The organism is Cupriavidus sp. L7L, assembly GCF_004353535.1.
GTDB lineage: Bacteria > Pseudomonadota > Gammaproteobacteria > Burkholderiales > Burkholderiaceae > Cupriavidus > Cupriavidus oxalaticus_A.
The window spans coordinates 520699-547218 of sequence record NZ_SMNY01000009.1 but is presented as its reverse complement, the minus strand read 5'-3'; the positions used below and the strand labels follow the sequence as shown (position 1 = coordinate 547218).

Sequence of the window (26520 nt, the reverse complement as noted above, 5' to 3'; positions counted from 1 at the left end):
CCGAAAATCACAACACAAGGAGACAAGCGATGAGACTGGCCAACAAGGTAGCGATCGTCACCGGCGGCGGTTCCGGCTTCGGCGAAGGCATCGCCCATACCTTCGCGCGCGAGGGCGCCAGCGTGCTGGTGGCCGACCTGCGCGAAGACGGCGCCGAGCGCGTGGCCGCGGCGATCCGCGAGGCCGGCGGCCAGGCGCGCGCGGTGCGCGCCGACGTCTCGCGCGGCGACGATACCGAGGCCATGCGCGAGGCCGCGCTGGCCGCCTTCGGCGACGTGCATATCGTCGTCAACAACGCCGGCACCACCCATCGCAACAAGCCCATCCTCGACGTCACCGAGGATGAGTTCGACCGCGTCTATGCGGTCAACGTCAAAAGCATCTACTGGTCGGCGCGCGCCTTCATCCCGCACTTCCGCCAGCGCGGCGGCGGCGTGTTCGTCAATATCGCCTCCACCGCCGGCATCCGCCCGCGGCCTGGGCTGGTCTGGTACAACGGCAGCAAGGGCGCGGTCATCACCGCCAGCAAGGCCATGGCGGCCGAGCTGGGCAAGGACAATATCCGCGTCAACTGCGTCAACCCGGTGATCGGCGCCACCGCGCTGCTTGAAGAATTCATGGGCATGCCCGACACGCCCGAGAACCGCGCGAAGTTCCTCGCCACCATCCCGATGGGGCGCATGTCGACGCCGCAGGACGTGGCCAATGCCTGCCTCTACCTGGCTTCCGACGAAGCCGCCTTCATCACCGGCACCTGCATCGAAGTCGACGGCGGGCGCTGCGTCTGAGCCCTGCTTCACCGGCATTTCCTTGTCGTAACACCGCTGTACCGCGTCGCAAGAACGCAAACATCCTCAGGAGACGGCATGACAACGACCGCAGTAACCCCCGGCGTCGGCGACGCCGCCTTTGAAGATGCCACCTACCGCAAGGTGAGCTGGCGCCTGGTGCCTTTCCTGCTGCTGTGCTACGTGGTGGCCTACCTGGACCGGGTCAACGTCGGCTTCGCCAAGCTGCAGATGCTCAACGACCTGAAGTTCAGCGAGACGATCTACGGGCTGGGCGCAGGCATCTTCTTCATCGGCTACTTCCTGTTCGAAGTGCCCAGCAACGTGATCCTGCACAAGGTGGGTGCGCGCATCTGGATCGCGCGCATCATGATCACCTGGGGCGCGATCTCGGCGGCGATGATGTTCGTCACCACGCCGACCATGTTCTACGTGCTGCGCTTCCTGCTTGGCATTGCCGAGGCCGGCTTCTTCCCCGGCATCATCCTGTACCTGACCTACTGGTACCCGGCCAACCGGCGCGGGCGCACCACCACCTTCTTCATGACCGCGATCGCGCTGTCGGGCGTGATCGGCGGCCCGCTGTCGGGGTGGATCATGCAGTCGTTCGACGGCCACAACGGCTGGTCGGGCTGGCAGTGGATGTTCCTGCTGGAAGGCGTGCCGTCGATCCTGGTGGGGCTGTGGGTGCTGGCCTACCTGGATGACCGCATCGCGCACGCCAAGTGGCTGACAGGCGAGGAAAAGGCGCTGCTCGAGCGCAACATCGCCGCTGAAGACGCGCACAAGGAAGACCCGCCGATCCGCACCGTGATGTTCAGCCCGCGCGTCTGGCTGATGAGCGCGATCTACTTCTGCTTCGTCATGGGCCTGTACGGCGTCAGCTTCTGGCTGCCGACCATCATTAAGCAGACTGGCGTGAAGAGCGCGCTCGACATCGGCCTGCTGACCGCGATCCCGTATGGCTGCGCGGTGATCGGCATGGTGCTGGTGGCGCACAGCGCCGACCGCAGCGGCGAACGGCGCTGGCATATCGCAATCCCGGCGCTGCTCGGCGCATTCGGCCTGCTGCTGTCGGTGCATTGGGCCACCGATACCACGCTGGCCATGTTCGCGCTGACGCTGGCCACCATCGGCATCCTGACCACGTTGCCGCTGTTCTGGAGCCTGCCCACGTCGTTCCTGGCCGGCACCGGCGCGGCCGCGGGCATTGCGCTGATCAACTCGCTGGGCAACCTCGCCGGCTTTCTCAGCCCGTATGCGGTGGGCTGGCTCAAGGACCTGACCAGGAGCACGGACTCCGGCATGTACCTGCTGGCCGCGTGCCTGGTGGTAGGCGCGGCGCTGACGCTGTCGGTCCCGGCCCGGCTGGTGAGCCGCAGGTAAGCAAGCGCGTCGCGGGTAGCCTGCAACGGCGCTTTCCGGCAAGGAAAGCGCCGTTTTTTCATGGGATCTGCGCAAGTGCCTGGCGCGGCGCTCGTGCGGCGACAATGCGCCATCCGCTGACGCCGATGTAGGACCACACCCGGCAGTGTGGTCCCGGCTTTCGCCCTAGCATGGAAAGGAAGACACCCGGAGTGATCCACACGGGGTCCTCCGGGCATGTGAATCCTGAAGATTGCCAAGGAGGCCACGATGCCGCACCTGCCCCCGTTTGCCCCTACCCAGTCACTGAAGCGCGTCGAAGCGCGGCTCGCACGCCGCACTCGCGTCAAGCGCCTTGTGATCGCGCTAAGCGCCGGCGTGGTCGCGCTGCTGGCCCTTGTCCCGGCGGCCAGCCATGCCCAGGCACCCGTGGTCGAAGCCACGCCCGCATCCGCCACGCCCGCGCCAGCTCCGGCAGCTACTGCTCCGGCAGCGACCGCCCCTGCCCCGGCTGGTGCCATCGCGCCAACGCCGGGCGTGAGCCCGCCCGCAACGCAGCCGCCCACCAGCATGCCGCCGCCAGTGGCCCAGCCTGCGCCGCCGGCACCGGCACCGGGTACTGCAGCCCCGCCGCCAACGGCCTCGCCGGCACCGGCACCGGGCGGCGCCGCACCTGCCGTGCCCGCTCCGCCGCCGACCGCGGCCCAGCCACGCCCACCGCTGACCACGCCGCCGCCTCCGCCGCCACGGGACGCCATGGTGCAGCGTACCGCGGGACCGGTGACCTATATCTGCGGCGGCGTCGCCGAGGACGAGCAGGTCGCGCTGCAACGGCTGGCACGCAACTTCAACATGAGCCTGCTGTTTACCCAGGGCGATCGCGGCGAGTACCTGTCCGATGTCGACGTGAAGCTGATGCGCGGCAACAAGGAAGTGGCGAGCTTTGTCGCCGACGGGCCGCGCTGCCTGCTGAAGGCGCCGAGCGGCACGTACAGCGTGCGGGCGACTTACCAGGGCCGGACCAAGACGGCCACAGTGAGCACCGGCGGGCGCAACAACCAGATGCGCTGGTAGGTTTCAGGGTGGCAGCGCCGCGACGCGGCGTTGTTGGAGGAGAGAAAAAGCGCGGCGTCTTGCGATGCCGCGCTTTTTGTTTTGGCGGGTTGCTTTTTGCCGAATGCCTTACGCAAACTGACGGTGGTCTCCCTCTCCCGCAAGCGGGAGAGGGGACCAAACACTCAGGCGGGCGGCCCCTCGCCCAGCATCTGCGCCACTGATGCCGCCGTCCCCGCCGCGCGCGCGCCCAGCAGGCGCTGCAGCGTGGCCAGCAGGTGGTCTTCGTTATACGGCTTGCCGAGGTAGACGTTGACGCCGATCTCCTCCGCATAGCGGCGATGCTTGTCCGCCGTGCGCGAGGTGATCATCACCAGCGGCATGTGCGCGGTGCGCGCGTCGGAGCGCACGTTGCGGGTCAGGTCGAAGCCGTCCATGTTCGGCATCTCGATGTCCACCAGCATCGCATCCGGCATCACGTCCTGCAGCTGCTTGAGCGCATCCACGCCGTCGCGCGCCAGCACCACCTGGTAGCCGGCGCGGCCGAGCAGACGCTGGGTCGCCTTGCGCACGGTCAGCGAATCGTCAACCACCATCACCGTGGGCTGCAGCGCCAGGCCCCGCACCGGCGCGGCGCTGCCGTCGCCGGCCAGTTCGGCGACCGCGCCCAGCGGCCCGGCCACCGGTTGCGCCAACTGCGGCGCCAACTGCGGCGCCAACTCCGGCGCGGACTCCGCGGGAACCACCTGCTGCGGCGCGGGCTGGCCGCGCTCGCGCAGCAGCCGCTGCGCCAGCACCACCGGGTTGTAGATCAGCACGATCTCGCCGTCGCCGAGCGTGGTCGCGCCGGCAATGCCTTCCAGCCGCGCCAGCTGCGGCCCGATGTGCTTGACCACCACTTCGCGGTTGCCGACCACCTCGTCCACGTGCACGGCGACACGTTCGGCGCCGCTGCGCACCAGCACCACCGGCGAGTACTTGCGGCCGGCTGCCACGCCGTTGCCCTCTTCCAGCAGCGCGCCGAAATAGAAGAACGGCACCTCGGCGCCGGCCACGGCGAAGCGTCCCTGGTTGTAGGCCTCCACCAGCGCCGGCGCGCGCAGCTGCTGCACCTGGTCGATCATGCCGCTGGGTACGGCATAGCGCCGCGCGCCCAGCGAGAACACCAGCACCTGCGTGATGGCCGTGGTCAGCGGCAGGTGCACGGTAAAGGTGGTGCCCTGCCCGGCCTTCGAGGCCAGCGTGATGCGGCCGCCCAGCGCCACGGTCTCGGCGCGCACCACGTCCATGCCGACGCCGCGCCCGGCGAGCTCGGAAACCGTGTCCGCCGTGGAAAAGCCGGGGGTGAAGATCATCTCGGTCAGGCGTGCCTCGCCGGCGTCGTCGTCCGGCGCGAGCAGGCGGCGCTCGACCGCGCGCGCGCGGATGCGCGCCAGGTCCAGCCCGTTGCCGTCGTCGACGAAGTGCAGCACCACTTCGTTGCCTTCCTGCTGCACCTCGAGCGTCAGCGCGCCCGTGGCGGGCTTGCCGGCGGCGCGGCGTTGCGGCGCGGGCTCGATCCCGTGCACCACCGCGTTGCGGATCAGGTGTTCGATCGGGCCGGCCATGCGGTCCAGCACGGAGCGGTCGATCTCCACCGTGCCGCCCTTGATCAGCAGCCGCACTTCCTTGCCGGTCTCCGCGGCGGCCTGGCGCGCCACGCGGTACAGGCGCTCGGCCAGCGCGTCGAACTGCACCATGCGCGCCTGCATCAGGCTGCGCTGCAGCCCGCGCGTCAGCCGCGCCTGTGCGGCCAGGTCGCCGGCGGCGCGGTCGAAGCCGCGCTGCAGGTTCTGCTCGACGGTGGCCACGTCGTTGACCGATTCGGCCATCATCCGCGTCAGTTCCTGGAAGCGGGTGAAGCGGTCGAACTCGAGCGGGTCGAACTCCTGCTTGTGCTGCGCGTCGGCGATGCGCGACGCCATCTGCGATTCGGCCTGGATCTCGATCTCGCGCAACTGGCCGCGCAGGCGCGCCACGTTGTCGTTGAGTTCGCCCAGGTAGGTGCGCATCGCGTCGAGTTCGCTGTCGAGCCGCGCGCGCGTCGCGCCGACTTCACCGGCCTCGTTGATCAGCGTATCGAGCGCGCGCGCCTGCACGCGCACCAGCGCACGCTGCGGCTCGGCGGCCGGCGTGAGTCCGGTGGGCGGCATCGGCACCATCACGTCCGCGGGCCCGGGCATGACCGGCAGCATGGAGCCCGCACCGGCAACGTCGGCGGCAGGATCCAGGGCCGCTTCAGGGTGCGCTTCGGCAGCGGGTTCTGCCTCATCCTGCGGCGACACGCTGAGGCCGTTGATCACATCGGGGTCGTCGGCGGGCAGCAGGCGTCCGGCCTGCAGCGCTTCGGCGTGCGCGAGGATGCGGTCGTACCAGGCGTAGAGGCGCGCGAACAGCTGCGGCCCGGCGCCCTGCCCGGCCTGCGCGCGCAGGCTGGCATCGAGCAGCGTCTCCATCTCGTGCGCGGCCTGGCCCAGCGCCATCGCGCCCGCCATGCGCGCACTGCCCTTGAGCGTATGCAACGCGCGCAGCACCAGTCCGCCGTGGCGCGTGTCCGCCGGCGCCGCTTCCCAGGTGCGCACCAGCTTGCCGAGTTCGGGGAGCGTGCCCTGGGCTTCCTCGAGGAATATCTGGACCAGCGCCTGGTCAGGCGCGGCGTCAGACGCGCGGGCCGCAGCGTCGCCGGCCGCCACCGCGACCGGCGGCCGGTGCGAAGTCGGCAGCGCGATCACCACGGCATCATGCTGCGCAGGCGGCGCGGGCTGGGCCGGCGCAGGCGCGGGCTCAGCCACCAGCGGCACTTCGTCGTCCCCGTGCGGCGGCTGGCCATAAAGCTGCGCCATGTCATCCACCGGCGCGGACGCTGCGGGCACGGCCACGCGCGGGCGCAGCAAGGCGCGTTCGCCGAATTCCACCAGGCTGCGGCGCAGGCCGGCGTCGGCTTGCGGCCACACGCCGGCGGCAAACTGGTGCAGCATGCCGCGCAGCCGTTCAACCGCCTGCTCCAGCAGGCGGAAGTCGCCCGGATGCATCGCCACCGGGTGCGAGCCCAGCTGCAGCAGCAGTCCTTCCAGCGCTTCGGCGATCTCGCGCACCGGCTCCAGCCCCACGGTCGAGGCACTGCCCTGCAGCGTGTGCGCCACGCGCAGCGCCAGTTCGCTCGGGCACGGATGGTCCTCGTGGCGCCATTCGGAAACATCGGTGGCGAACTGGCGCAGCAGGTCGTCGGCCTCTTGCAGGTAGACGTTGTAGAGCGCCAGGCCGATGCGCACCGGGCCGATGACCTTGTAGTTGTCCTCGTCGCTAGACAAGCCGCCGGCCAGGCGGAACGGAATGACGTTGTCGTCGTCGGCGGGCGTGTCCTGCGGTGCCGCCGCGCCCGGCTGGCTGTCGTCCGCGGACGCTGCGCGCGGAGCTTCTTCGGGGATGGAGGGCTCGGCTGGCACCGCCTCGTCGGCCGTCGCCAGGCCGCCGTCGCGCACCGCCTCGGCGGTCGCCACCAGCGGCGCGATGTCGTGCGCCGCAGCTGCATCGCGGTGCAGCTGTGCCACCCACACCGAGAGCTCGGCGTGCGCGCGGCGCAGCAGCGACAGCAGCGCCGGCGCCGGCGCGCGCGCCTCGGCGATCCACAGGTTCATCACCTGCTCCACCGCCCAGGCGGCTTCGCCGTAGCGATGCAGCCCGACCATGCGGCTCGAGCCCTTGAGCGTATGGAAGGCGCGCCGCACGCGGCTGAGCGTGTCGGCATCGCCCAAGGCATCGACACCTGCGTTGAGGTCGCCGGCAATACCGCCCAGTACCTCGTCGGCTTCGTTCAGGAAGATGTCGAGCAGCTCGGCATCGACCGCCGCGCTGTCGCCGGCGGCGGGCAGGGCCGGCTCTGCGGCAGCGGCAGGCAGGGGCGCGGGTTCGGGTTCGCCCGCGGCATCTGCCAGCGCCAGCATCAGGCGGCCGGCGGCATCGTCGCTGCCAGCCAGCCAGGCATTGCATTGGGTGGTGGCATCGGCGGCGCGGCGCCGCAGCGGCGCATTGTCGTCGATCGCGGCCTGGTCTGCCAGTGCCTGCAGCGCGGCACGCAGCCGCTGCACCTGCGGTGCGTCGGGCATGGGGCCGGCGTGCAGCGCTTCGGCCGCGGCGTCGCGCGCGGCAGCGAGCGGATGCTGGAAAGCGCGCCCGTCATCGGCGGCTGCGACTTCGGCGGGGATGTCTTGACGGCGGGCGCGGCCGAATTCAAGCGCATCGGCAAAGGCATGGACGGTGCCCAGCTCTGCCGCCACGGCGGCGAGCAGTTCGGTGCGCAAGGCGGCATCGGAAGCGTGGGGGGCATCGCCAACCGCGGCCAGCCGCTCATTGACAGCCTGCACCGCAGCCATGGCCCTGCCCGCGTCGCCGGCCAGCGCGGCCGCTAGCGCCGGCGACGCCTGCAGCCGCTCCAGCGTGTTGCCCAGCGTCGCGAACGCCTGGCGCGCATCGCGCAGGTGGCCGGCGCCGTCGGCACGCGCGGCGTTGCGGTCATAGCTGTCCAGCCACGATTCGCCGCTGTCGAGGTTCGCGCGCAGCTGCGCCACGGCCTCGCCGCGCAGCGCCTGCGCGCGCGCATCGTCGACCATGCTGGCCAGCCAAGCCGGCGCGCCCACGGCGGGATCCGACAGCGACTGGTGCAGGCAGTCGGCCAGTGCCTCGCACTGCGCGGCAAAGCGCGCCGCGGCGGGATGGGCGGATTGTCCGTGCACGCGCCACGGCAAGGCGAGCGCACGCGCCAGGAACAACGCGATGCCGGTGGCGCCCAGCGCTGCGGCACGGCTACGCTCCCAGTTCGGCCCCGCGGCCGACACCGCCGCCTGCGACAGGCAGCGCTGCAGCGGCGGCTGTCCCAGCGGCTGCGCGGCTTCGGCGAGCGCCGCCAGCGCGGTTTCCCAGCCGGCCTGGTCGCCGGCAGCGGCCTGCTCCAGCCCCGCGGCGGCCTGCTGCAGGTTGCGCGTATCGATCGGGTCGAGCCAGCCGTAGTAGCGCAGCCGGAAGTCGGCATCGGCCACCGCGTGCGCGGCGTCGAGCCGGAAGGCCGCCAGCGTACGGGCGATGACGCTGCGCGCGGCAGCCGCGCCATCGGCCTGGACCGCGTCTGCGGCAGCCGTTTTCGCCAGCCCCGTGCACACCAGCAGGAACACGGCATCGTTCAGCAGCGCCTGCGGCACGCGCACATGCCCTTGCTGGTACTGGCGCAGCAGCAGGTTGGCACGCCCGGCAAAGCGCTTGGCCAGCAGGTCGGACGGCAGCAGTCCATATGCAAGCGCGCGGAACACCAGCCCCAGCACATGCCACACGTCGCGGTCCGGGTGGTCGGCGGCGCGGCGCGGCTCCTGCTCGTTGGCGCGCACTTCATCCAGCGCCGCATGCAGTGGCAGCCAGGCCTCGCGCAGCAGGGCCGGGTCCTGGCACGCGGCGGGCAGGCGCATGGCCTTCAGCAGCGTGGCCTCGAACTGCTGGCGCGCGCGCGTGATGGCGGCGGGGCTGCGCGCCGGCAGCAGCATGCCGGGCAGCATCTGCAGCTCGTCGAGCCACAGGTCGGCCGGATGCACGCGCTCCTCGCGCAGTTGCGCCAGCACGCCGGCGTAGGGCTGGAACAGCCGCAGCGGGGCCTCGTCGTCGCCGGCCATCAGGTCGTCGACATATTCGGCCAGTGCCTGCACGCCGGCGCGGAACACCGCCAGCGCCTGCGCATCGGCGGCAAGCTGGCCGGCATCGATGGCCTCGAGCAGGCGCCGCAGCGCCTGGCAGTACGGATCGGTGCCGCGCAGTCCGACGATATGCACCGCGCCGGCGGCCTGGTGCAGGTGCTGGCCGGCGAGCCGCAGCGAGGTGGTATCGCGCGCGCCCAGCGCCTCGGGCGCCTGGCGGATTTCATCGACGTAGTGGCCCAGCTCCGCGGCCGCGTCTTCGAGCGCGCCGCGCAGGCTCGGCGCGAGCCACGCCAACCCGGACAGGTCGCGCGCCGCGCCGCCGGCGTCGGCCGGCGCGGCAGTGGTGGCCGATGCGGGCAGCGGCGCCGCTTCCGGTTCGGGCATGGCGGGCGCCGGCAGCGATGCGTTGGCATCGGCCGCTTCGCTCGGGAGGGGAAAATTCATGGACATGACGGCTTCCAGTGCGGCGCCGCCAGGGCGGCCGCGGGCGGCCCGCCGCGGCGGCAGGCAGGCGCTGGGTTGGCTTGTTGGCAGGCGTGGCGGCAGTTGCCGCGCTGCGCGGAAGCAGTCGCAGGCGTCATCCGGCCACTCAGGCGATCTTGAAGCGCGACACCGAGTTGCGCAGTTCCTCGGACAGCAGCGTCAGCTGGCGCACGGATTGCGCGGTCTGGCGCGTGCCGCTGGTGGTCTGCTCGGTAACCTGCAGGATGCGTTCGATATGGCGCGCCACCGTGGTGGCAAGGTCGGCCTCGTGCGAGGTGGACTGCGAGATCTGCTCGATCAGCTCCGCCAGCTGGCGCGACACGCGGCCGATCTCGACCAGCGCCGCGCCGGCGTTGTCCGACAGGCGCGCGCCTTCGACCACGCCCTGCGTGCTGCGCTCCATGGCGTGCACGGCGTCCTGGGTATCGGTCTGGATGGTGCGGATCAGCGCCCCGATCTGCTTGGTGGCCTCGCCGGAGCGTTCGGCCAGCCGCTGCACTTCCTCGGCCACCACCGAGAAGCCGCGCCCGGCTTCGCCGGCCGAGGCGGCCTGGATGGCGGCGTTCAGTGCCAGCACGTTGGTCTGCTCGGTAATGTCGGAAATCAGCTCGACGATTTCACCGATCTCCTGCGACGATTCGCCCAGGCGCTTGATCCGCTTGGAGGTTTCCTGAATCTGCTCGCGGATGTCGTTCATGCCGGTGATGGCGTTCTGCACCGCCTGCTGGCCCTGCTCGGCCGCGGTCAGCGAGGCGCGCGCCACATTGGCCGACTCGGCCGCGCCGCGCGACACCTGCGTGATGCGGTCGGCCATCTCCACCACCGATTCGCCGGTCTGGCGGATCTGGCGCGACTGCTCCTCGGTGGTCGACAGCAGCTGGGTCGAGGTGGCCTGCACCTGCCCCGACGCCTGCGTCACCTCGCCCGCGGTCTGCTGCACCCGGCCGACCAGCTCGCGCAGCTCTTCCACGGTGTAGTTGACCGAGTCGGCGATGGCACCGGTGATGTCCTCGGTCACCGTGGCCTGCCGCGTCAGGTCGCCGTCGGCGATATCCTGCAGCTCGTTCATCAGCTGCAGAATGGCCTTCTGGGTGTTGTCGTTGTTGCGCTTTTCATCGAGGCGGCGCGCTTCGGCCTCGCGTTCGCGCGCCTCGGCTTCGAGGGCGCGCATGCGCGAATCGCGCAGGTACAGCGCGGCCAGGCCGACCAGGCACAGCAGCGTCAGCAGCGCCGACACCACGGTCGCGCCCAGCGTCACCGGGCGCATGCGCGCCGACTCGGCATAGGCGCGCTGCAAGGCCGACAGCTCGCCGCGCAGCGCCTCGTTGTCGTTGAAGATCTGCTGCTGCGCGCGCTTGGCGGCGATCAGGCCGGGCAGGTTCTGCAGGATGGTCTGGGTGGTCTTCTGCACCGCGTCGAAACGCTGCGACAGCTGCTTCAGGTAGCCGCGCGTCTCTTCGTCGGTGGCCGCGTTGAGACGCAGCGCTTCGCTGCCGTTCATCAGCCCGTCGAGCGTCTCGCGGAAGGTGTTGGTGTCCTTGCCGAGCAGGAACGCGGTCTCGGGGTTGACGCCTTCGCCGGCCAGGAACTCGTTCAGGTTCTTGCCCAGGCGCTGCGTCAGCATCACCAGCTGCGCGGACGCCGCCACCTCGCGCGCATTGGCGCCGGACTGCAGCTTGATCGCGGCCACCTGCTCGGCGGCTTCCAGCAGTTCAGGGTTCGACGCGTTGAAGACCTGCAGGGTCTGGCCGATCGTCGTCAGAACAGGCCGCTGGGCCAGCACGTCGGCCGCGCTCTTCTCCGAGCGCTTCCACGACGTCATCGCGGTTTCCAGCAGCGGCGCGGCATCGCCCGTGGTGGCGCGCACGTGTTTCTCGTCGCTGCCGTCCTGCAGCGCCTTCAGGTCCTTCGCCAGCGTCTCCTTGGACTCGCGCAGCTGCGTAAAGGCCTGCGCATTGCCCAGCAGCGCCACCGGCACCGCCTTGCCCAGGCGCTGCGAGTGCATCAGCATGTCGCCGGCGATCTCGATCTGCGCCGCGGCATTGTTGGCGATGCGGTTATCCAGGTACACCGAGCCCAGCAGCGCCACCAGCGACACCACCACGCCCACGGTCAGCACCCGCTGCTGCGACGAGAACGGCATGCGGCCCATCCACGCCGACACGTGCTCCAGCGGCGTGGCGCCAAGCCCGGCGGGTGCGGCCGACGCGGCAGGTGTGGCAGGCGCGGCAGGTTCCGCGGGCGCGGCTTCCCGGCCGCCGGCATAGGCCATGTCCGGCCCGCCGCCAAGGGCGGCGGCGGCGTCGGCTGCCGGCGTACGCCGGCCCAGGCTGAATTTCTTGAAACCCATGGCACCCTCTTCCGTTCTATTCGTTGTTGTGCCCGGCGGCTCGTGCCGGGTGCGCCAGGCCGGGGCCAGCGCTTGTTTCTTGCTTGCTCGCCGCGCTGCGCGCCTCAGGCCGCGCTGCGGCCCACCTGCAGGAACGCCGGCGCGTCCAGCAGCGCGCGCACGTTGAGCACCTGCCAGTCGCGCCCGTCGCGGTCGGCAAAGCGCTGGCCCTCCCAGGCCGGCGCTTCATCCGATCCCTGCGCCAGTCCCTGCGCCGCCTCCTCGTGCGGCAGCCCCAGTTCCGTGGCATGGCGCAAGCCGGCCACGCGCGTGGCCAGGATCGCGCAGGCGCGCTCCACCTGGCGCGACAGCACCACCAGCTTGCTGCCGGGCTGCACCGGCGTGGGCGAGCCGCCGCAGAACAGGCTGAAATCGATCACGCCAAGCAGGCTGCCGCGCGCATTGACCAGGCCGCTGTACCACGGCTGCGTCAGCGGCACGCGGCTGGGCGGGCGCATGTCGAGCACCTCGCCGGTCTCCGCCAGCGGCAGCAGCCAGTGGCGCGCGCCGATCTGCAGCGCCAGGTAGCTGTCTGCGGCGGGCAGGGTGCGCGCCTCGCGCAGGCGCCGGGCCAGCATGGCCTGGTAGTCCTGCAGGCGGGTGTGGCGGGCGCGTAGGTCTTGGCGTGGCGCGTTCATGTGGCGGTCCCCGGTACTGGTGGTGGCATCCCGTACGGCCGGCGCTGGCGGCTCAGTGCGCCAGCGCGGCGATCTTGCCCAGCAGTTCCTCGCCGTCGACCGGCTTGACGATGTAGTCCGACGCGCCCTGGCGCATGCCCCAGATGCGGTCGGTGTCCAGGCCCTTGCTGGTGCACATGATCACGGGGATGTCCTTGAAGCGGTCGTCGCGCTTGATCGCGCGGGTCGCCTGGTAGCCGTTCTGGCCGGGCATCACCACGTCCATGAGGATCAGGTCGAAGCTTTCCGATTCCAGGCGCGCGAAGGCCTGGTCGCTGTTGCCGGCGACCGAGACCTTGAAGCCGCGCTTGCCGAGCAGGTCGGACATGAACAGCGCTTCGGTCGGGGAATCGTCGACGATCAGGATCTTGTTGATGGCAGTCATGAGGTTTCCTTCGGTTCGTTCACGCCGTCAGCATGCCGGCAAGGCCTTTTCCGCCACGTCGGCGCGGACCGGCAGGCAGGCCTGCACGGCCTGCAGCAGCGCTTCGCGGGTGAACGGCTTGGCTAGATGGTCATGCGCCCCCACCAGCCGGCCGCGCGAGCGGTCGAACACGCCGTCGCGCGACGACAGCATGATCACGGGGATGGCGTGGAAGCGCGGGCTTTTCTTGATCAGGGAGCAGGTCTGGTACCCGTCCAGCCGGGGCATCAGGATGTCGCAGAAGACCAGGTCCGGATGCAGCTCGCCGACCTTGGCCAGCGCCTCGAAGCCATCCTCGGCCAGCATGACCTGGTATCCCGCCTGCGACAGGAAGATTTCCGCCGTGCGGCGGATGGTGCTGGAATCGTCGATGACCAGCACCTTGCGGCGCGCGTGCGCCTGGGTGTCCGGCATTGGTACGCCAGGCGCCGCAATGCTGGCGCCGGCGGCATTGACCCGCTGGTTTTCTTCTGTATGAGCGACCCGCATGTTGTTCCCGCGACCGGCCACGCCCTGCGGCGCGCCGGCAAGCACTAGAGAACACCCGTGCGGAGCAGCGCGACCCATGCGCGCCCCGACGGACCCCCGAAAAAATAATTCTGCTTCCCTTCAAGGCCGGGCCAGACCCGGCAGTGGCGGTGCGTGGAACCCGCACCTGCCTGCCGTCTTCCCCACCAATGGCGGATGGACGGCCACATAATTTGCAACAGAGTGTGACAAGACGCCGGTGGGCCGTCAATCCGGGGCGGCGGGCCCTTGACGGCGTTCTGTCGTATCGGCGCGACGCGCGCTGCCAGTGTGGCGGCTTTCTATGAAGCTTCGATGGCGCGCAAGCTGGCGTCGTGCCCGATGGCGGCCAGCGTCAGATGGCCACCATCTCGAAATCTTCCTTGCGCGCGCCGCATTCCGGGCAGGTCCAGTTGATGGGCACGTCTTCCCACCGGGTTCCCGGGGCGATGCCGTCTTCCGGCGCGCCTGCGGCTTCGTCGTAGATCCAGCCGCAGATCAGGCACATCCAAGTCTTGTATTCCATAACAGGCTCTGGCCACTCTCCATTAAAATCCAGCGCAGATGGTACCGAAACCGTGCCGCCCGCGCCAGCCGGCGACCGCCAGAATCGTGCCAGTTCCGCCGTGTTCGCGCATGTTAGCGCCGGATTGGCAGTCAATTGCCGTGACATTCCACGGTATTGCCTGCATGTCGACGAGACGCCGGCCGCGCCGCCACGTTCCCAGCAGTCCTTGATCCCACTCAACGCCATGTCCCGTAACCAGCAGCTCTTCGACCGCGCCCAGCAGACCATTCCTGGCGGCGTCAACTCCCCCGTGCGTGCCTTCCGCTCGGTGGGCGGCACGCCGCGCTTCATCACGCGCGCCGAAGGAGCCTATATGTGGGATGCCGATGGCCAGCGCTATATCGACTACATCGGCTCCTGGGGTCCGATGATCGTCGGCCACGCCCACCCCGAGGTGGTGCGCGCGGTGCAGGAGACCGCGGCCCACAGCTTCTCGTTCGGCGCCCCGACCGAGGCCGAGATCGCCATGGCCGAGGAAATCTGCAAGCTGGTGCCGTCGATCGAGCAGGTGCGGCTGGTGTCTTCCGGCACCGAGGCGACCATGAGCGCGCTGCGGCTGGCGCGCGGGTTTACCGGCCGCGACCTGATCATCAAGTTCGAGGGCTGCTACCACGGCCATGCCGACAGCCTGCTGGTCAAGGCCGGCTCGGGCCTGCTGACCTTTGCCGACACCACGCAGAACGCCCCCTCCTCGGCTGGCGTGCCGGCCGACGTCACGCGCCACACCATGGTGCTGGAGTACAACAACGTCGAGCAACTGGAGCAGGCCTTCGCCAAGCACGCCGGCGAGATCGCCGCGGTGATCGTCGAGCCGGTGGCCGGCAACATGAACCTGGTGCGCGCCAGCGACGCCTTCCTGAAGGCTATGCGCGAACTGTGCAGCCGCGACGGCGCGGTGCTGATCTTCGACGAAGTGATGACCGGCTTCCGCGTGGCGCTGGGCGGCGCCCAGGCCCACTACGGCATCCGCCCGGACATGACCTGCCTGGGCAAGGTGATCGGCGGCGGCATGCCGGCGGCAGCCTTTGGCGGGCGGCGCGACATCATGGCCAAGCTAGCGCCGCTCGGCGGCGTCTACCAGGCCGGCACGCTGTCGGGCAACCCGCTGGCGGTGGCCGCCGGCCTGACCACGCTGAAGCTGATCCAGGCGCCCGGCTTCTATGACAAGCTGGCCGCGCAGACCCGCAAGCTGGCCGACGGCCTGGCCGAAGCCGCGCAGGCAGCCGGCGTGCCGTTCGCAGCGGACGCCATCGGCGGCATGTTCGGCCTGTATTTCCGCGAAGGCGTGCCCGGCAGCTTCGCCGAGGTGACCAAGAGCGACACCGCGCGCTTCAATCGCTTCTTCCATGCCATGCTGGACAACGGCGTCTACCTGGCGCCGTCGGCGTTCGAGGCCGGCTTTGTCTCGGCGCAGCACGACGACGCCATCCTGGGCGCCACCTTCGATGCCGCGCGCAAGGCGTTCGCGGCGGCCTGAGGCCATGCCGGCGGGCGACGTGCCGGGGCGTCGCCTGGGCCGTCGCCTGGGCCGTCGCCTGGCAGATGGGCGGTGCGCTACACTTGGGACTCGCCAGGCCATGCCTGCCATGCCTAACCTGCGGAGTCCCACGATGCGCGCCTCTTTCTCCCTGTCCTCGCAACTGCGCTCGCCGCTGTCCGTGCTGCGCTGGCTGCTGCTGGCGGCCACGGCCAGCCTGCTGACCGCCTGCGGCTACAACGACTTCCAGGCCAAGGACGAGGCGGTCAAGGCGGCCTGGGGCGAGGTCATCAACCAGTACCAGCGCCGTGCCGACCTGATCCCCAACCTGGTCAACACCGTCAAGGGCTACGCCACGCACGAGCGCGAGACGCTCGAAGCGGTGACCAAGGCGCGCGCCGCCGCGACCAGCATCCAGGTCTCGCCCGAGACCCTGAACGACCCGGAAGCGTTCAAGCGCTTCCAGCAGGCGCAGGGCGAACTGTCCAGCGCGCTGTCGCGCCTGCTAGCGGTGTCCGAGAACTACCCGCAACTGAAGGCCGACGCCTCCTTCCGCGACCTGCAGTCGCAGCTGGAAGGCACCGAGAACCGCATCACCGTGGCGCGCCAGCGCTACATCGCCGCGGTGCAGGACTTCAATATCCTGGCGCGCAGCTTCCCCACCAACCTGACCGCGATGATCTTCAAGTACCCGGTCAAGCCGTCGTTCACGGTGGACAACGAGAAGGCCATCTCGACGCCGCCGGCAGTCAAGTTCTGAGGCGGCGGCCATGGGCCTGACCACCGGCCGCTCGCAGCAGCCGTCCTCCTGGCGCACCGGCCTGGCCGCGCTGCTGCTGTGGCTGGCGGCATGGCCGTGCGCGCCGGCGCTGGCGGCCGACGGCTTCGTGCCGGTGCCGCCGCTGACCCAGCGCGTCACCGACCTGACCGGCACGCTCAGCTCGCAGCAGCGCACCGCGCTGGAAAACGTACTCGCCGAATACGAGCAGCAGCGCGGCAGCCAGATCTTCGTGCTGATGGTACCGACCACCGAGCCCGAGCCCATCGACGCCTACAGCATCCGCGTGGCCGACGCCTGGCGCGCCGGGCGCAAGGGCATCGACGACGGCGTGATCGTGCTGATCGCCAAGGACAACCCGCCCGGGCTGCGCAAGATGCGGCTCGAGGTCGGCCGCGGCGTGCAGGGGTCGCTGACCGATGCCATGTCCAAGCGCATCCTGCAGGACGTGATGGCGCCGCATTTCCGCCAGAACGATTTCTATGGCGGGCTGGCGGCCGGCATCTCCGCCATCCAGGCCACCATCGACAAGGAAGGCCTGGCCGGGCCGCAGCCGCGCAAGGCGCAGCAATCCTCGGCGCTGGCCGACTGGCTGCCGGTGCTGTTCCCGCTGGCGATCATCCTGTTTTTCTTTATCGGCGCCATGCGGCGCTCGCGCGGGCCGCAGATCGTCACCACCCGGCGTGGCCGTGACGTGATCGCCGGCGGCCTGGGCGGGCTGGGCGGCTACGGCATGGGGCAGGACTGGGGACGACGCGGCGGTGGCTTCGGAGGAGGTTTCGGCGGCGGCGGGGGCGGTGGTGATGGTGGCGGCTTCAGCGGCGGAGGCGGCGGCGGCTTCGATGGCGGCGGCGCGTCCGGCAACTGGTGAACAAGGAGCGACGAGCATGCCCCATCTCCGACGTGCCCTGCACCATTTCGCCACCACCGCCGGCACCGCGCGCAAGCACTTCCCGGCCGAGGCCCAGCAGCAGCTCCATGCGGCCGTGCATGCCGGCGAGTCACGCCATCGCGGCGAAATCCGCGTGGTCATCGAGGCCAGCCTGCCGCTGGGCCACGCCTGGGCCGGCGTGACCCCGCGCGAGCGCGCCCGCTTCCTGTTTGGCGCGCTTGAAGTCTGGAATACCGCCGACCATACCGGCGTGCTGCTCTATATCAACCTGGCCGACCACGCCGTCGAGCTGCTGGCCGACCGCGGCATCGACGCCAGCGTCGGGCCGGCAATCTGGCGCGAACTGTGCGATGAACTGGCGCACGGGCTGAAGCAGGACCTGTCGGTGGCGCCGGTGCTGGTGACGGTGGCGCGCATCCATGAGCTGCTGGCCAGCCATTTCCCGTCGGATGGGGGGCACAACCCCAATGAGCTGGACGACCGGCCGATCGTGATTTAGCGGATTCCCCTGCGCAAGCGTTCACGGGTGAAACATCCTTTTGCCCGATATGGCGACCCGGGCCATGCCATTACGCTTGGTGGACAAGCAAGCATCACGGCGGGGCGAAGATTCCGCTGGATAGACGGGGGAAACCATGTCAGAAATCCTGGCGGCAAACGATCGGCCCAACGCGGCAGCCAAGTTGAACCTTCGGGAAGTACTGCTGGAGGTGATACTCAGATGTTCCACCGCCCTCATGCTGTGCCTATTCGCCTATTCGGCGATACGGCAGTGGCTGGCCGATCCATCACGCGTCACTCTGCTGTTGCTGGTGATTGCAAGCTGCCTGACGATCGGCCTGTCCCTCTTCGTCCGGGTGCCAAAAAAGCGAGACTGGAATCCGATCGCCGTCCTGTGCTCGTTGGGGGCTTCTTACTATTTCCTTGGCATCAAGCTGGCACCTGGGCAACACCTGGCGCCGGAAATAGTGGGCGCGTGCCTGCAGCTTGTCGGGATTTCATGGCAGATCTACGCCAAGCTGACGCTGCGCTTCTCGTTCGGGATACTGCCTGCCAACCGCGGGATCGTATCGCACGGGGCTTACCGGTTCGTGCGGCATCCGATCTACCTTGGCTACCTCATCGCTGATGTGGGCTTCCTGCTCACAAACTTCGGCCTGCAGAATTTGTTAGTCTACACCGGCCTGTATGCGCTTCAGGCTGTGCGGATCAACCGGGAAGAGGCGCTACTGTCCAACGATCCCGAATATCGGCAGTATCGCGAGAAAGTCCGGTTTCGCGCCGTTCCAGGCATTTACTGATCAGTGTGTTCACCCGCGAAGGTTTCAGCGAACACCCGCAGCCACCGGCGCGCGCCGCGCGCCCATCAGGTACCACACCGCCGCCAGCACCTGCAGCGCCACCAGCCCGCCCCACGCCGTCATGTGCGCCGCCTTCGGATAGTGGCCGCCGCTGGACGGCCACAGGTCCAGCACGAACCCTACCCCGACCTGGCACGCAAAGGTCGACAAAAACACCGTCAGCGTCAGTGCCGTGGTGGCCCTACCGATCAGCGCGTCGGGGAAGCTGCGCGCCAGCACCGCATAGGTCAGGATGCCGCTTGAGCCGAACACGCCGTAGGCCGCCCACAGCAGCACCGGCGGCAGCGGCACCTGCGCCATCAGCAGCGCCTGCACCACGATAAAACCGGTCATGCCGATGCCGGCAAAGGCATAGAGGCTGACGCCGATGCGCTCCAGGTGGCGCGCCGCCCAGCCCGAGCCGACGCAGCCCGCCATCATCGCAAAGCCGATCACCGAAACCAGCCGCGCACTGGTGCCCGGATCGAAACCCGGCACATCGCGCAGGAAGGCACCGACCCACAGCGTCTGCACCGCCAGGAACACGCCCTGGTTCAGCAGCGTCAGCGGCACCACGCGCCAGAAGCGCTCGCTGGCCAGGATCTGGCGCGTGCCGCGCAGCTGCTCGCGCAGGCTTTCCTTGCCGGCGCGTGGCTTGTCGGGCACGCCGAACCACAGCAGCGCCGCCATCGCCAGCGACACGACCGCCAGCCCGGCGCTGACCATGCGCCAGTCCGTCAGCGACAGCAGCCACGACAGCGGAGTGCCGACCAGCACCGCGCCGAACCCGCCGATCGCCATCACCACGCCGTTGAGCAACGGCATGCGCGACAGCGGGAACCACATCGACAGCGCCTGGATGGCGGCGCCAAGGCACACCGATACGCCCACGCCAATCAGCAGCCGGCCGGTGGCCAGCCCCGCCATGCCCGGCGCCAGCGCGAACACCAGCGAGCCGGCAACGGCCACCAGCAGCATCGTCGCCTCGGTGCGGCGCGGGCCGAAACGGTCCAGCAGGATGCCGGCGGGCAGCTGGGCACAGGCAAAGCCAAGGAAATAGAAGCTGGTGAGCAAACCCAGGTCGCCGGCATTGAGCCCCAGTTCGCGCGTCAGGTGCGGCGCGAAGCCCAGGTTGACCCCGCGGAACACATAGGACACCAGGAAGCCCAGCGAGAACACGGCCAGCACGCGCCAGCGCGCGTGGGCTTGTTCCGTTGGCGCCGGGACGGAAGACAAAGCGGATGAAGTGGTAGTCGTCATGGCCCGCATTGTCGTCCCCATTCCGGTGCAAGGCCAACGAAACATACCCGCGGCGATTGTGAGTAGAATTTGACGGCCATGTCCAGATCCCCCGGCAAACCCGCCCATCGCCCCGTCCACCTGCCCCCACTGCAAGCGCTGCGTGCGCTGGAGGCGGCCACGCGCCACCGCAGCTTCTCGCGCGCGGCCGAAGAGCTGGCGCTGACGCACAGCGCCATCAGCCACCATATCCGCGGGCTGGAAGCCAGCCTGGGCACCAAGCTGTTCCAGCGCAGCGGCAGCCAGATGACGCCGACCAGCGCGGGCGCGCGGCTGGCCGAACAGGTGCGCGCCGCGCTCGACAGCATCGAAAGCGCGCTGCGCGAGGCCGGCAACAGCGCCGCGCCGCCGGTGGTCCGGCTGCAGGTCAGCGTGATGGAGGACCTGGCCAATGCCTGGCTGATCCGGCGGCTGCCCAGCCTGCATGCACAGGTGCCGTCGCTGGACCTGCATTTGCGGCTGCACGCCGAGATCAGCCCGCCCGACCCGTACAGCGTCGACGTCGGCATCTGGCACCAGCGCGTGGACCTGCCCGGCTTCGAGTGCCACAACCTGATCGAGGACCACGTCATCGCCGTAGCCAGCCCGGCGCTGCTGGCGCGCTACCCCGGCTTCACGCTGGCCGACGTGCCGCGCCTGCCGATGCTGCGCTTTGCGCTGCGCCCATGGCGCGACTGGCTGGAAGCTGCCGGCCTGCCGGGTGACGAGCCCGAGCGCGGCCCGATCTTCCAGGATGCGGGGCTGATGCTGCAGTCGGCCGTGGCCGGACTGGGCCTTGCCACCGCGCGCGCGCAGCTGGCGCATGACTACTTGTCCAGCGGCCAACTGGTGCAGATCGGCTCGACCCGGATCCCATCCAGCCTGCACTACTGGGTCACCTGGCGCGAAGGCAACCCGCGGGAAAAGGCGATCCATGCCTTCCACGCCTGGCTTCAGGAGCAGGTGCGCGGCGATGCCATGCAAACGCATGCCACCGTCGGCGGGCAACGCCAGCAGTTTCAATCATGAAATTGTTTCGTACGTCGAAGTTGACAATACGAATCATTTTCGATAACACCAGGCAATTCAAAGGCTGGCCGGCGATCGCGGCGCCGGGCGCGGTGTTTCTGAACGCGACCTTCGACTCCCGCGAAAACCGCCTGAGTTTCATCAATGCAACCGATTTGTCAGCCGTGCCAGCGCGCAGGAATCTCCCGCGCCACCCATCCAAAAAGATGAGGCCGGGCCTTCGGCGTCATCCGCAAAACCATGCAAATGCTTGTCATCGGCCGTCCCAAGAGTCCTCCAGCACGGCTACGCCCGGCTGTAAAGCGCTAAAAGGTTGAGCCAGGCGAAGCCTGGCACACCGGTTCCGCTTAAAAAGGCTTCATCCCGTTGTAAAGGAAATGCAACTCCGGCGATCGGGCCGCCGCGTGCATCATCGGAGCCATGGCGCCCGAACCTCCAAAATGCCGCCTCCCCTCTTTCGGATGGCCGCGAATCCCTCCAGGTAGACCTTTCGGCACTCCATTTCGTAAAACTGTGACGTATACCTGACGTCGACAACTTCACTCATGCTGCATTGCACCATGAACCAGGCCGGGGATGTATCAGGATCGGAACGTTTTCTCACGCCACGGCGGCGGCCGGAACTCCCACTTTTTACGTTTCTCTTTTCGAATCAATGACTTGTGCCGCACTGGCACGTTCGTCGCACTTATGTCCCCGCGAACAGAAGCCCGACACAGGGGAAGTCTGAAACGGAAGCGGCAAACATACTGGCATGCGTTCGCCGAAGGTCAGTTTCAGAACGATCCTCGTATCCCAGGACGGGGCGTCGGGCTGGTGCTGTAAGCGTTGGGCCACGGGGCAGGAACTGGCCCGCACCGGCGGGTCGTTGCAGAGGCCGCCGACAAGATTAGAGGGAGGTCTTTCAGGACACGGGCCGCGCGCTTGCGCGTGGCCCGTGCAACCTGGAAGAACCCTGCCAGCCCGGACCACCGGGCGGCGAAAACGGGATCGCGGACGCACGGCTTGCCGGCGCGTCTGGAAAGAATGGGGTGCTGACCGGCCTGCCATGCAGGCGCTGCGAGACACCGCTGCCGTGACCGATGCCATCGACATCGGCGCGGCAGCGGCGGACTACGCGGCGCATCGGCGGGACGGCAAGAACAGAATTCGGGGAGGACGCCGGTTCGAGGCATCGATGATGCAGCGACGGCGCAGGCCTTATGGCCACCGAATCCGGTGCGTGGCAACCGCCGCCGCCGGTTTCGTCTGATAAGAAGAAATCCGGGGAAATCGTATGAGCGCGTATGCCAACCGCCCGCTGCTGTACCTGTCGCAGCATCACGACGCCATGCTCTGCAGGGTCCTGTCGCAACGGGGCTGGAAGCTCAGTTTCGCGTCGAACCTGCAGGAGTTGCACGCGCTCGCCCACACCTCCCAGCCGGCCGCCGCGCTGCTCGACGTGCACAGCGGCTTCAGCGATGCCGAGCTGGAATCGTTCGAACCGTGGCTGGCCCAACCGCAATTCGGCTGGATCGGCATCGTCGCCAGCCGCGAGGCGCTGAGCGAAGCGGCACGGCGCCTGCTCGGGCTCTACTTCGTCGACTACTACACCTCCCCGTTCGAGTCCGCCGACCTGGCCCACTCGCTCGGCCATGCGCAGGGCATGGCGCAGATGCGGCCCGCCGTGCAGCGCGCGGCGGCCAGCTCGCGCCCGGACGGCATGATCGGGACCTGTTCCGCCATGCAAACGCTGTTCCGCGGCATCGAGAAGGTCTCGCGCTGGGACACCCCGGTACTGATCTCGGGCGAGTCCGGCACCGGCAAGGAACTCGCCGCGCAGGCCATCCACCATGCCAGCGAACGCGCGCAAAAGCCCTTCGTTGCCGTCAACTGTGCCGCCATCCCGCCCACGCTGCTGATGTCGGAACTGTTCGGCTACGAGCGCGGCGCCTTCACTGGCGCCACCAAGCGCAAGCCGGGGCGCATCGAGATGGCACAGGGCGGCACGCTGTTCCTCGATGAAATCGGCGACATGCCGCTGGAAAGCCAGACCAGCCTGCTGCGCTTCCTGGAGACCGGACGCATCGAGCGCCTCGGCGGCACCGAATCCATCGAAGTCGACGTGCGCATCATCTCCGCAACCCACGTCGACCTCGACGCCGCCATCGCCGCCGAACGCTTCCGCGGCGACCTCTACCATCGCCTGTGCGTGCTGCGCGTACGCCAGCCGCCGCTGCGCGAACGCGGCAGCGACATCATGCTGATCGCCGAGCACGTGCTCGACGGCGTGCGCAAGCAATCGCCGGCCCGCATCCGCGGCTTCTCGCCGACCGCGCTGCGCGCGATCCAGCAGCACAACTGGCCCGGCAACGTGCGCGAGCTGATCAACCGCATCCGGCATGCGGCGGCGATGTGCGAGGACGGCGTGATCCAGCCGGCGGACCTGGAACTGGCGACGCCTGTGGAAGAACGGCCGAAGACGCTGGCAGCGATCCGCGAGGAAGCGGAGCAGCATGCGATCGTCGAGGCGCTGCAGCGTAATCATGAGCGGCTGATCGATGTGGCGGCGGAACTGGGAATTTCGCGGGTGACGTTGTTCCGGCTGATGCGGGATTACAAGCTGCAGGTGAAGAAGGGGGATATGGGGATGGTGTGTGTGCAGGGTTGAACGGTTTTGCGCGGAGGAATCGACCTATGTCCCCGGATGCCTATCTCGAAATGGCCGACACGGAAGCCAGTCACTGGTGGTTCCGCGGACGGCGCGATATCCTCTCCACGATCCTCACCGGCATGGAGCTGCCACATAAGGCATCCATTCTGGAGATCGGCGCCGGCACCGGCGGCAATCTGGCCATGCTGGCGCGATTTGGCAACGTCAGCGCGGTGGAAATGGACGGCACCGCCCTGCGGCTGGCCCGCGCCAAGAGCCATGGCGCCTTTGACATACGCAGCGGCCGGTGTCCCGACGACATGCCGTTCGCGGATCACAGCTTTGACCTGGTCTGCCTGCTCGACTGCCTGGAACACATAGCGGACGACGCCGGTTCGCTCGTCTGTGCCGGGCGACTGCTGAAGCCCGGCGGTGCCGTGCTGTTGACCGTCCCCGCCTACCAGTGGCTATGGAGCCGTCACGACGAATTCCTGCATCACCAGCGGCGCTACAGCCGGCATTCGCTGCAAGCGCTGGTGGCGCGATGTGGCCTACGACTGGATAGGATTTCCTACTTCAACACGTTGTTGTCCCCGCTGGCGATGGCGGCCCGAGTATCCGACCGCTTGCGTGGCAGCGACAAGGCAATTGGTGCAGGACTGCCGTCCCCGCCGGTCAACGGGATACTGCACGCGCTGTTCCGCACCGAACGCCACTGGCTCGCACGTGGCACGCTGCCCTTCGGCATCTCGCTAATGGCAATCGTGCGCGCATCGTGAAGGCAAGCGCCAGCGGGAATGAACTGCGCAAGGTCGCGCGTTTCCTGCTATCGGGTGCGAGTTCTACAGGCGTCCATGTCGCCGTGACGGCAACGCTAGTCAGCGCGGCACAGGTCTCCCCCGTCACAGCAAACTGCGTCGCATTCCTCTGCGCAACTGCCTGCTCGTGCCTGCTCAATACGCTGTGGAGCTTTTCGTCACGCCTGCACAGCCGCACGCTCACCCGCTTTGCCACGGTCTCTCTGCTCGGCCTGGGGTTGACTACGGGAATCTCATGGACGGCCCAGTCGCTGGGTGCCAACTATTGGGCCGGCCTCGCCGGCGTCGTGCTGACGGTGCCGGCCTTTACTTACCTGGCACACCGGTGCTGGACCTATCGCGAGTAGGGCAGCCCCTGCACCAACTCACCCTTACCGGTGATTCGCGGCTTGTCCGCGCTCCAGCCGGATCACGCGGCGACCGCCAGCGATCAGCCGATCCTGACGAGGTTCGTGGTAACGGCGCCGTACCAGATAGATCGGCCGGCCTTTGGCTTCATCGTAGATGCGGCCGATATATTCACCGACTACACCTAGCCCGATCAGCTGGATGCCGCCGAGGAACAGCACGATCGAAAGCAGCGATGCATAGCCGGGCACATCCACGCCTAGCATCAACGTCCGCACCACGATGAATGTGCCGTAGCAGAACGCACTGAAGGCGATCAGCAGCCCGATATAGGTCCAGCTGCGCAATGGCAGCGTGCTGAAGCTGGTGATGCCTTCGAGCGCAAGGTTCCACAAGCGCCATCCCGAGAATTTCGAGCGGCCAGCGCTGCGCGGCTCGCGCTCGTAGCGGACGATGGCGGTCTTGTAGCCGACCCACGCGAACAGGCCTTTCATAAAGCGATGCCGCTCCGGCAACTGCTTCAGCGCATTGATCACCACACGGTCCATCAGGCGGAAGTCGCCGACATTGACCGGCAGCTTCAGGTCGGAAAGACGGTTATGGATGCGGTAGTATGCCGCCGCCGTGATCCGTTTGAGCCAGGTATCGCAGGCCCGGCGGCTGCGCTGCGCCAGCACGACCTCGGCGCCCTCTCGCCAGCGCGCCACGAGCTCGGGGATCAACGCGGGCGGGTCCTGCAGGTCGACATCGATCGGAATGATGGCGTCGCCCATCGCCTCGTCAAGCCCAGCGGTCAGGGCCGCTTCCTTTCCGAAATTTCGCGTCAGGTCGACCACGCGGACGCGTTCGTCGCGACGCGCATGCTCGAGCAGTTGCTCGAGCGTATCGTCGGAGCTGCCGTCGTTCACCATCACGATCTCGAAGCGAATCCGGTCGATGGATTCGAGGATCGGTATCACGCAGTTGAAGAAGTTCGCGATGCTCTCGGACTCGTTGTAGCAAGGCACAACCAGTGACAACAGCCTGATATCGTATGGGCCCGGCATGATTTCCTCCCCCGTGGCGGCATCTTTGGTCGCCTTGCATTCTTGATCCCGGCCTGACGCACCTTGTGTCGTTGCCATTCAACCTCTCCAGTGACGATGACATCGCCACCGCGGCCGGCAACTTAACCCAAAGCGTATCCCGACCCGCTCCCCCTCCACGCCCGGCGCAACCAAAGATAGAGACTCACGAGCAGTGCCGCGGACGCCAGCGTAGCGATACGCAGCTTCGTCGAATTCGGACAGCGCCAGACCTTGAGCAACGCCCATAGGCCGCGACATAGCCAATCAGCATGGCCGCGCCGTAGGCCACGACTCGTTCAAGGCCCAGCCGATTTCGCACCATCACGGATCCCGGTATCGCTTCCGGGCTATGGTCCATGCGCATCGTTCCCCGTTCCTGCTGTTATATGACGCACCGGCGACAGTGGTGCATCGATGGTTTCGCTACATTCTGGTCAGCGGCACACCGATATACAAGCTGCGCAAACGCCCGCGGCAGCCCAACGCAAACAGGCCCGCGCGAACGTTTCCGAACTGAATCACCGGCAGATTCGACGTGAGTCCCGGTCGCTATCGGCTTTTCGCGGTGCTGCCCCGCATAGTGGCGAAGCGGCGACAATGTGCCGCGTTTCCCCACTGAAACGTTGGCCATGGTGCAGCCTTTAGCTAGATCCACTGCCATCGCAATGCCAATGCCGCCGGATTGCCCGTCCACCTCCGCCGAAGGCATCATTTGCAGCGACGCCGGACTCATACTTTTGGCGAGGAAATCGCCGCTAGCGTCAGCAATGCATCGTGCAGCGGCGCGCAGCCGAAGAATTAAGCACGATTCGCACGGGAAACGAAGGCCCCGGCGCGGCGTGAGCGAGCGCGCCGGCACGCAATCCACACGGTGAGATTGCCGCGCA

At 68.3% G+C, this 26520-nt stretch carries 22 protein-coding genes; 14 read left to right on the top strand and 8 right to left on the bottom strand.

Annotated elements, in window-relative coordinates:
• Window positions 1-29: 29 nt before the first annotated feature.
• The 3 genes from E1J61_RS10410 (at window position 30) to E1J61_RS10400 (ending at window position 3227) form a co-directional block, all read left to right on the top strand.
• Window positions 30-788 carry an SDR family oxidoreductase gene (locus tag E1J61_RS10410; protein WP_133093972.1) on the top strand — a complete coding sequence of 253 codons (759 nt, stop codon included), beginning with the start codon at window positions 30-32 and terminating at the stop codon, window positions 786-788.
• Between the two features lie 78 nt (window positions 789-866).
• Window positions 867-2174, top strand: a complete 1308-nt coding sequence (locus tag E1J61_RS10405) for an MFS transporter (RefSeq protein WP_133093971.1) — start codon at window positions 867-869, stop codon at window positions 2172-2174.
• A 249-nt stretch (window positions 2175-2423) separates the two neighbouring features.
• Window positions 2424-3227: a hypothetical protein gene (locus E1J61_RS10400; protein WP_133093970.1), complete on the top strand. Its 804-nt coding sequence runs from the start codon at window positions 2424-2426 to the stop codon at window positions 3225-3227.
• 164 nt (window positions 3228-3391) lie between these two features.
• On the opposite strand, the gene E1J61_RS10395 is transcribed toward E1J61_RS10400, so the two are convergent.
• The 6 genes from E1J61_RS10395 to E1J61_RS10370 form a co-directional block, all read right to left on the bottom strand.
• Window positions 3392-9376: an Hpt domain-containing protein gene (locus E1J61_RS10395; protein ID WP_133093969.1), complete on the bottom strand. Its 5985-nt coding sequence runs from the start codon at window positions 9374-9376 to the stop codon at window positions 3392-3394.
• Between the two features lie 139 nt (window positions 9377-9515).
• Entirely contained in the window at window positions 9516-11759 is a 2244-nt protein-coding gene (locus E1J61_RS10390; RefSeq protein WP_133093968.1) for a methyl-accepting chemotaxis protein, read from the bottom strand.
• A gap of 104 nt (window positions 11760-11863) precedes the next feature.
• Window positions 11864-12436: a chemotaxis protein CheW gene (locus tag E1J61_RS10385; protein WP_133093967.1), complete on the bottom strand. Its 573-nt coding sequence runs from the start codon at window positions 12434-12436 to the stop codon at window positions 11864-11866.
• 52 nt (window positions 12437-12488) lie between these two features.
• On the bottom strand, window positions 12489-12860 hold the full coding sequence (locus E1J61_RS10380; protein WP_029045760.1) for a PleD family two-component system response regulator: 372 nt from the start codon (window positions 12858-12860) through the stop codon (window positions 12489-12491).
• A gap of 27 nt (window positions 12861-12887) precedes the next feature.
• Window positions 12888-13388 carry a response regulator gene (locus E1J61_RS10375; protein WP_133093966.1) on the bottom strand — a complete coding sequence of 167 codons (501 nt, stop codon included), beginning with the start codon at window positions 13386-13388 and terminating at the stop codon, window positions 12888-12890.
• A 373-nt stretch (window positions 13389-13761) separates the two neighbouring features.
• Entirely contained in the window at window positions 13762-13932 is a 171-nt protein-coding gene (locus E1J61_RS10370; protein WP_010813017.1) for a rubredoxin, read from the bottom strand.
• Window positions 13933-14158: 226 nt separating this feature from the next.
• Between E1J61_RS10370 and hemL the strand changes: the two genes are divergently transcribed.
• The 5 genes from hemL (at window position 14159) to E1J61_RS10345 (ending at window position 18422) form a co-directional block, all read left to right on the top strand.
• Window positions 14159-15451 carry a glutamate-1-semialdehyde 2,1-aminomutase gene (gene hemL, locus E1J61_RS10365; protein WP_133093965.1) on the top strand — a complete coding sequence of 431 codons (1293 nt, stop codon included), beginning with the start codon at window positions 14159-14161 and terminating at the stop codon, window positions 15449-15451.
• Between the two features lie 133 nt (window positions 15452-15584).
• Complete coding sequence (locus E1J61_RS10360; protein ID WP_133093964.1) at window positions 15585-16211, top strand: LemA family protein; 627 nt, start codon at window positions 15585-15587, stop codon at window positions 16209-16211.
• Between the two features lie 10 nt (window positions 16212-16221).
• Window positions 16222-17100, top strand: coding sequence for a YgcG family protein (locus tag E1J61_RS10355; RefSeq protein WP_133093963.1), 879 nt, complete (start codon window positions 16222-16224; stop codon window positions 17098-17100).
• Between the two features lie 16 nt (window positions 17101-17116).
• A complete protein-coding gene (locus E1J61_RS10350; protein ID WP_133093962.1) occupies window positions 17117-17620 on the top strand; it encodes a TPM domain-containing protein in 504 nt (167 codons plus the stop codon).
• Between the two features lie 136 nt (window positions 17621-17756).
• Window positions 17757-18422 carry an isoprenylcysteine carboxylmethyltransferase family protein gene (locus tag E1J61_RS10345; protein WP_133093961.1) on the top strand — a complete coding sequence of 222 codons (666 nt, stop codon included), beginning with the start codon at window positions 17757-17759 and terminating at the stop codon, window positions 18420-18422.
• 24 nt (window positions 18423-18446) lie between these two features.
• Here E1J61_RS10345 and E1J61_RS10340 read toward each other — a convergent pair whose 3' ends face one another.
• Window positions 18447-19721 (bottom strand): nitrate/nitrite transporter, encoded by a 1275-nt coding sequence (locus E1J61_RS10340; RefSeq protein ID WP_133093960.1) that lies wholly within the window; start codon window positions 19719-19721, stop codon window positions 18447-18449.
• A 78-nt stretch (window positions 19722-19799) separates the two neighbouring features.
• Between E1J61_RS10340 and E1J61_RS10335 the strand changes: the two genes are divergently transcribed.
• From E1J61_RS10335 to E1J61_RS10315, 6 genes are all read left to right on the top strand, one after another.
• Complete coding sequence (locus E1J61_RS10335; RefSeq protein WP_133093959.1) at window positions 19800-20768, top strand: LysR substrate-binding domain-containing protein; 969 nt, start codon at window positions 19800-19802, stop codon at window positions 20766-20768.
• Window positions 20765-21085, top strand: a complete 321-nt coding sequence (locus E1J61_RS10330) for a hypothetical protein (protein ID WP_133093958.1) — start codon at window positions 20765-20767, stop codon at window positions 21083-21085. The genes E1J61_RS10335 and E1J61_RS10330 overlap by 4 nt, the downstream gene beginning before the upstream one ends.
• Before the next feature lie 758 nt (window positions 21086-21843).
• The gene (locus E1J61_RS37365) at window positions 21844-22020 is read left to right on the top strand and encodes a hypothetical protein (RefSeq protein ID WP_165971451.1); all 177 of its coding nucleotides are present in this window, start codon (window positions 21844-21846) and stop codon (window positions 22018-22020) included.
• A gap of 24 nt (window positions 22021-22044) precedes the next feature.
• The gene (locus tag E1J61_RS10325; protein ID WP_133093957.1) at window positions 22045-23418 is read left to right on the top strand and encodes a sigma-54 dependent transcriptional regulator; all 1374 of its coding nucleotides are present in this window, start codon (window positions 22045-22047) and stop codon (window positions 23416-23418) included.
• Window positions 23419-23444: 26 nt separating this feature from the next.
• Window positions 23445-24179, top strand: coding sequence for a bifunctional 2-polyprenyl-6-hydroxyphenol methylase/3-demethylubiquinol 3-O-methyltransferase UbiG (locus tag E1J61_RS10320; RefSeq protein WP_133093956.1), 735 nt, complete (start codon window positions 23445-23447; stop codon window positions 24177-24179).
• Window positions 24176-24565: a GtrA family protein gene (locus tag E1J61_RS10315; RefSeq protein ID WP_133093955.1), complete on the top strand. Its 390-nt coding sequence runs from the start codon at window positions 24176-24178 to the stop codon at window positions 24563-24565. The genes E1J61_RS10320 and E1J61_RS10315 overlap by 4 nt, the downstream gene beginning before the upstream one ends.
• A 24-nt stretch (window positions 24566-24589) precedes the next feature.
• Here E1J61_RS10315 and E1J61_RS10310 read toward each other — a convergent pair whose 3' ends face one another.
• On the bottom strand, window positions 24590-25612 hold the full coding sequence (locus E1J61_RS10310; protein ID WP_133094227.1) for a glycosyltransferase family 2 protein: 1023 nt from the start codon (window positions 25610-25612) through the stop codon (window positions 24590-24592).
• Between the last annotated feature and the right edge of the window lie 908 nt (window positions 25613-26520).